Here is a 5,669-nt window from a genome sequence, read left to right as displayed (position 1 = left end):
GCACTGGGTGGCGCTGGTGGCCTTTCGGCGCAAGTTCGGCCGCCGCCTCCAGCCAGAAGACCGACGCCGTTGTCGGCCTTGCGCTGAGGCGCATGTTCAGTTCGGGCCAGCGTCCGGCGGACTGGCCGCTGGTGCCTTCCATCCTGGTGACATCGTCGCCGGGCGAGGGCGCGCAGCGCAGCCGGGTGGCGCGGCTGCTGGCCAATGCCGCGGCGTCCAGGGGCAGCCGGGTGCTGTTCATCGATGCCAATGCCGGCGGCGGCGACCAGAAGGATCCGCAGCCGGGGATCCTCGATGTGCTGCGCGGCGAGTACGCCTTTGAGGCCGTCAGCCATTACGCCGCCGGCAGCAACGTTGCCGTGCTGGGCAGGGGCCGCTCAAAGGCGGTTTTCCAGGAAGCGCATGGCATCTATTTTGCGCAGCAGATGCTGGCCCGGGCCAGCCGGAGCTTCGAACTCGTCGTCATCGACGGCGGCGCGCTGGCCGACAATCTCAATGCCTCGCCGCTGGTCGCCATGGCCGACGAGATCGTACTCGTCGCCACGCTGAACGCCACCCCGATGCGCGACGTCACGACGACCGCGCAGGCGGTTTCCGTCATGGGGCGGTTGCCGACGGCCGCCTTGCTGGTCGACGAGGCCGCCTGATATGGCTGCCAGTTGGAGCGCAAGCGCTTCGAACCATGGTGCTGCCGCACCCCGCGCCGGCACGTCGCTCGATGCGCTGACGCGCTTCGGACTGATCGCGGCGGTAGCGGTGCTGTTCGGCATCTCGGGCGGCATGCTGTGGCTGGTCGGCTACAATTATGATGGCCTGTTCGGCAACCCGGCGACCAAGATCCACCCGTCCACCTATCTCATCGTCCTCTTGTTTGCCTGGCGCTCCTGTGCGTCAGGCAATCCGGTCGGCTATATCGTCCATCTCGCCGACAGGCGGCCGGCCAGCGCGCTGATGGCCGCCATATCGATCGTGCTTTTGTTCGTCGTCATCGCCAGGCAGCGGCCCGGCATGGCTGGCATGATCGATACGTTCGTGGCCGCGGCACTTCTGGTGCTGATGCTCAGCGAGGACGACGAACGGACATTCGCCGGGCTGCAGACCGTCGTTCACGTTGTCATGACGGCGAATGCGCTGCTTGCCCTTTTCGAGTTCGCCACCAAGACGCTTATCTTCCCCTATCGCCTCGACGGCGTGGCGTTTACCACCGATCTGCGCTCGAGCGCGCTGCAGGGACATCCGCTCGCCAATGCCATGGTGACGTCGATCTACGTGCTTGCGCTGCTCTCCGGTGCCAGATCCCTGTCGACGCCTGTGCGGATAGGATTGATCGGCCTGCAATGCGCGGCACTTGTCGCGTTCGGCGGCCGTTCGGCGATGGTGATGACGATTGTGCTGGGCGGTTGCTATCTGCTTTCCAAGGGCATCAGCAAATTGCGCCGGGGACGCGTCAATCTCTTGGGTGCGGCACTCGGCTTCATGCTTGCCGCGCTGCTGCCGGTCGTCATCATCGTGGCGGCATATTATGGCTTTTTCGATGCGCTGCTGGAGCGCTTCGTGTCGGACAGCGGCAGCGCCAATGCCCGCGTCGAGATGTTCGAGCTCTTCAAGCACCTGGAATTACGCGATCTGATCGTGGGGCCGGATGTCGACCTGATTGACAGCCTGCGCCGCATCAACGGTCTCGAACAGGGCATCGAGAACCCGATTATCCGCACCGTCCTCTATCAGGGCGCCTTCTTCACCCTTTTGCTGACGTTCGGCTTCGTGCTGTTCCTGTTCGAGGTGGCGCGCCGCTGCCATCCCGGCATCTGGCTGCCGATGCTGGGCTGGGTCATTCTGATCAACACCTCGGAAAGCGTCGCGTCGAAGACGACGCTGCTGACCAAGTTCGTGGTGCTGGCGCTGGTGCTTTACCGGCCGACGCGGGCAGCGTTCAGGCCCGTCAGTCCGCCGGCATGGTCAGGCCAAGCGCCGCGATGATATCGGGGTCCAGTGCCCGGGTGGTGTCGTCCATCATGCCCATGCCATCGAAGAGATCCCACAGTGCCCAAGCGAAGCCGAGTTCCTCGGCGCTCCGTCTGACATCGGCGATGTAGCGCGCGCGATCCGGATTGGGGGCGGCGACATAGCGGGCGTCGGTGCGCAGCGCGCCGAACTCGCCCATGATGATGCGTTCCGGCGCAAGGCCGTGGCCGTCGGCCCAGTCGCGAACCTGGCGAAGATATTTGTCGACAAACCAGCGGTCGGGCCGGGCGTCGAAATAGACTTTCAGCACACGCTCGGTATCGGCATAGGCTGCCTGCTTGGCGTCTTCAGGGATTTCGGTGTCCTGCGCCATGCGCGCCCTGACCGATGCCAGCGTCTGTTCCAGCGAGCCGGCAGATGCCGGCCACGGCACATTGTTGAGCGACCGGTAGACGGGCTCGCGCATCCAGGGTGCCCCCTGATGGCTGAACAGATAGGGCTCATAGAAGTGGAAGGTGAACAGGATCGGCTCGAACGGGGACAGCGGTGCCGGATCGAGCGCTGTCAGTCCGCTCACCATCGAGCCGCAGCCGCCGGTGACGACCAGCGGCAGGGTCGCGGCCGATGCTCTTGCCGCCGTCAGAAGTGAAAGCTGGATCTGCGACCAGACGTTCGACGCGCAGGCCTGCGCCGGCTCGTTGACCGGCTCGAGCGCCACCCTGCCGGGCTGGAACCGCGCCAGCCTGCCGGCAAGCTCGCCGACCAGCCCGCGGTAGAGATCGAACGCGGGTGCGGCGGTGCTGGAGACCATGCGGTCGGGGTTCCAGTAATGGGTGGCTGCATTGGCCTGGATGTTGACGATGATGCCGAGATCGGCGTGGAGGGTGGCCGTGACAGCGGCATCCAGCATGTCCAGCAACCGGCTGCGCGTGGTGGCGTCGGCGGCCAGGAAAGGGCCGGGATCAACAGGCAGTCGGATGAAATCGAGCCCGGTCTCGCGCAGCCGACGCAGGTCGTCCGGGGTCGGCACCGGCCGTTGCGACTGGAAGGGCGGCCAGTCATAGTCGGTGCGCGGAGCGGGAAATTCGCGCGTCAGCGAGAACCAGGGCCAGGCGTTGACGCCGCGCCGAAATCGCGGCCCGGCGGCTGCGCGAGCGATTGGTGCGACCGGGAGCGAGCCGAGAGCCGCCGCGGTGGACAGCGCCGTCCGCAGCACCCGCCGGCGCGACCAGCCTGTCATACGGTTCCTGGCGATGCATGATCCATCGCGGTGGTCTTGGCGGCGGTCATGCCGAGCAAATGATAGGCCTCATTTTCATAGGCGAGCAGGACATCGTCCCAGCGAAAGGCTTCCTGAGCGCGCGCCCTGGCGGCAACGCCGCAGGCCTTGACCAAGGCGTCATTGTCCAGCGCCTGCTGCATCCGCTTGGCGCAACTGTCCTTGTCGGTGAAGTAGATCGCCGCAGCTCCGGCGGTCCATCTGTTGTAGGGATTGTCGTGGGCGATCACCATGTTGCCGGCCGCCAGCGCCTCGACCAGCGACGGGTTGGTGCCGCCGACCGTGTGGCCATGCAGATAGGAGCGGGCGTGGTATCTGAGCGCCTTGACCGTCGCCTGGTCGTAGATGGCGCCCGGCAGGACCACCGAGCCATTCGCCGCCTTGCGGATGGCGGCATGATAGGGGATGTCGTCGGACAGCGTTCCCAGCACTACCAGCTTCATGTCGCGCTTGGCGGAGCAAAAAGCTTCGACGATTGGCAGGATGTTGTTGTCGGGTTCGATGCGCGCGATCGAGATGAGATAGCGCCCGGGCTCGAGGCCGAGCGCCCGGACCGGCGCCTCGGGCGCCGATGTCACCGGATCGGCGCCATAGGCGATGGTGGCGATGGCGCTGCGCGGCCGGCGCGTCGCCAGGTGATCTGCGATGGCGGGATGATCGGCGACCAGCCGATGCGAGGCCCATGCGCCGATCCATTCGTTGAGCCAGAACCAGGTTCGCGCCGCCATTCCCCATTTTGGGCGGCGCCACTCGATGCCGTCCATGTTGGTGAAGATCTTGCGTCGCTTCAGCCTGAGCCAGGTCAGGAAGACCGCGCCATTGTAGCCGAGCACCAGGCAAACGCCCGGTCGCCGGGCGGCGTCGCGGGCGCATTGCCAGTCGAATTCCAGCGTCGCGCGCGGTCCCTTGGAGGCAACCTGGATGTGAATGAGCTCGATGCCGCGCCAGGTTTCGCTGCGCACCCTCTGGTCGATCCGCTCGACCTCATCCTGGCAATAGACGCCGACTTTCCAACCGCGCCCGACAAGAAACAGCGCCAGTTTTTCGGCAAAGGTTTCAAAGCCGCCATGGGCCGCGGGTATGCCGCGGGTCCCCAGGATCAGAATGGCGGGCGTTTCTGGTTTCATGGCCGGCGGCACTTTCACATGTCTCATACATTAGATATTGCTTAATTTATAATGAGCAGATGGCAACTTCCGTGCCACCTCCCGATTTCGGTATCCTGCGAGGGATCATCGCGCGGGGTTGTAAAAAAACGGTGTTGAAGCCGATGGTTGTTTCATTCTCGGTCAACCCTTCTGTGCGTAGCTGTATCGAAACGAAGCAATGCCTGGGGCGTACGGCCGGCAGTCGGGCGTATCGAACCAGGCATGATTCTTGCGGACGGGCTTCTGCCACAATCGCCCAGCGCGATGGTTGTAGCACCCGGCGGGATATAAAGATGCGGATTGCCTGCGTTCATCAGGGTTATGAACTCTATGGTTCTGACCGCAGCTTTGCGGAGAGCGTTGCCGCGCTGCGCGCCGCGTTTCCGTCGGCCGACATCGAAGTGGTTTTGCCACGTAGCGGGCCGATCGTGCGGATTCTGGAAGCGCATGCCAGCCGGATCGTATTCGAACCGCTGTGGGTGCTGAGGCGCCAGGCCATTGCGCGCCTTGCGACCGTCGAGATGGCGCGATTGCCAATTGCCGTGTTCAGGGCGTGGCGGCGGCTCAAGGATTGCGACCTCGTCTATGTCAACACCTCGATCGTGGCCGACTACGCGCTGGCCGCACGCCTTCTTCCCCAAAAGGCCGTCCTGCACATCCACGAAATCCCCGAAGGCGCCATGCGCAGGATACTCGTCGGCCTGATGCGCTGGAGCCATGCCGATCTGATCTTCAACTCGCGCGCGACGCGCGCCGCTTTCGGCGATCCCAAGACCGCGCGCACGCATGTCGTCTACAACGGCGTTGCCGGGCCGGCGGCGGTCGAACCGACCACCTATGACGGCAAGCGCCCATTGCGGGTGCTGCTGCTCGGCCGCATCAACCGGATCAAGGGGCAGGAAATCCTGCTGGAGGCGATCGCCGCGATGCCGGCAGAACTCCAGTCGAGGATCGAGGTGCGGCTGGTCGGCGGCGCCTTCGAAAGCACCGAGCGCGAGCATGCGCTTGCCGAACTGGTCGAAACCATGGGGCTTACCGGGCGCGTCAGAGTCCTGCCTTTCATTCCCGACCCTTCGGAGCATTATCGATGGGCCGATATCGTCACCGTGCCGTCGCGGCGTCCGGAATCGCTGGGCCGCGTCGCCATCGAGGCGATGGCATACGGCCGGCCGCCGCTTGTGTCGGCGATAGGCGGGCTGGTGGAAGTGGTCAGCGACGGGGAGACCGGCTGGCATGTTCCGCCCGGCGACGCAGCAGCTCTTGGCGCGAAATTGCAG

At 64.9% G+C, this 5,669-nt stretch carries 5 protein-coding genes; 3 read left to right on the top strand and 2 right to left on the bottom strand.

Annotated features, from left to right (window positions below):
- A partial coding sequence (locus EN984_RS20440) for a tyrosine-protein kinase family protein (RefSeq protein WP_164765549.1) occupies window positions 1-647 on the top strand: 647 nt, incomplete at its 5' end.
- 1 nt (window position 648) lies between these two features.
- A complete protein-coding gene (locus EN984_RS20435; RefSeq protein ID WP_127272565.1) occupies window positions 649-1,980 on the top strand; it encodes a VpsF family polysaccharide biosynthesis protein in 1,332 nt (443 codons plus the stop codon).
- Here EN984_RS20435 and EN984_RS20430 read toward each other — a convergent pair.
- Both EN984_RS20430 and EN984_RS20425 read right to left on the bottom strand, forming a co-directional pair.
- Entirely contained in the window at window positions 1,943-3,205 is a 1,263-nt protein-coding gene (locus tag EN984_RS20430; protein WP_127270842.1) for a cellulase family glycosylhydrolase, read from the bottom strand. The genes EN984_RS20435 and EN984_RS20430 overlap by 38 nt on opposite strands.
- The gene (locus EN984_RS20425; RefSeq protein ID WP_164749030.1) at window positions 3,202-4,371 is read right to left on the bottom strand and encodes a DUF1972 domain-containing protein; all 1,170 of its coding nucleotides are present in this window, start codon (window positions 4,369-4,371) and stop codon (window positions 3,202-3,204) included. Before EN984_RS20425 ends, EN984_RS20430 begins: the two co-directional genes overlap by 4 nt.
- Before the next feature lie 314 nt (window positions 4,372-4,685).
- Here EN984_RS20425 and EN984_RS20420 point away from each other — a divergent pair.
- On the top strand, window positions 4,686-5,669 hold a 984-nt coding region (locus tag EN984_RS20420), incomplete at its 3' end, for a glycosyltransferase (RefSeq protein WP_127383910.1).

Source organism: Mesorhizobium sp. M7A.F.Ca.CA.004.12.1.1 (assembly GCF_003997835.1).
GTDB lineage: Bacteria > Pseudomonadota > Alphaproteobacteria > Rhizobiales > Rhizobiaceae > Mesorhizobium.
The sequence above is the reverse complement of the archived record's forward strand: the minus strand, read 5'-3'. Positions and strand labels throughout refer to the sequence as shown.

Bases quoted from the DNA above. Each gene is read 5' to 3' on its own strand.
- EN984_RS20435 (WP_127272565.1), top strand. From the start codon at position 649: ATGGCTGCCAGTTGGAGCGCAAGCGCTTCGAACCATGGTGCTGCCGCA.
- EN984_RS20430 (WP_127270842.1), bottom strand. From the start codon at position 3,205: ATGACAGGCTGGTCGCGCCGGCGGGTGCTGCGGACGGCGCTGTCCACC.
- EN984_RS20425 (WP_164749030.1), bottom strand. From the start codon at position 4,371: ATGAAACCAGAAACGCCCGCCATTCTGATCCTGGGGACCCGCGGCATA.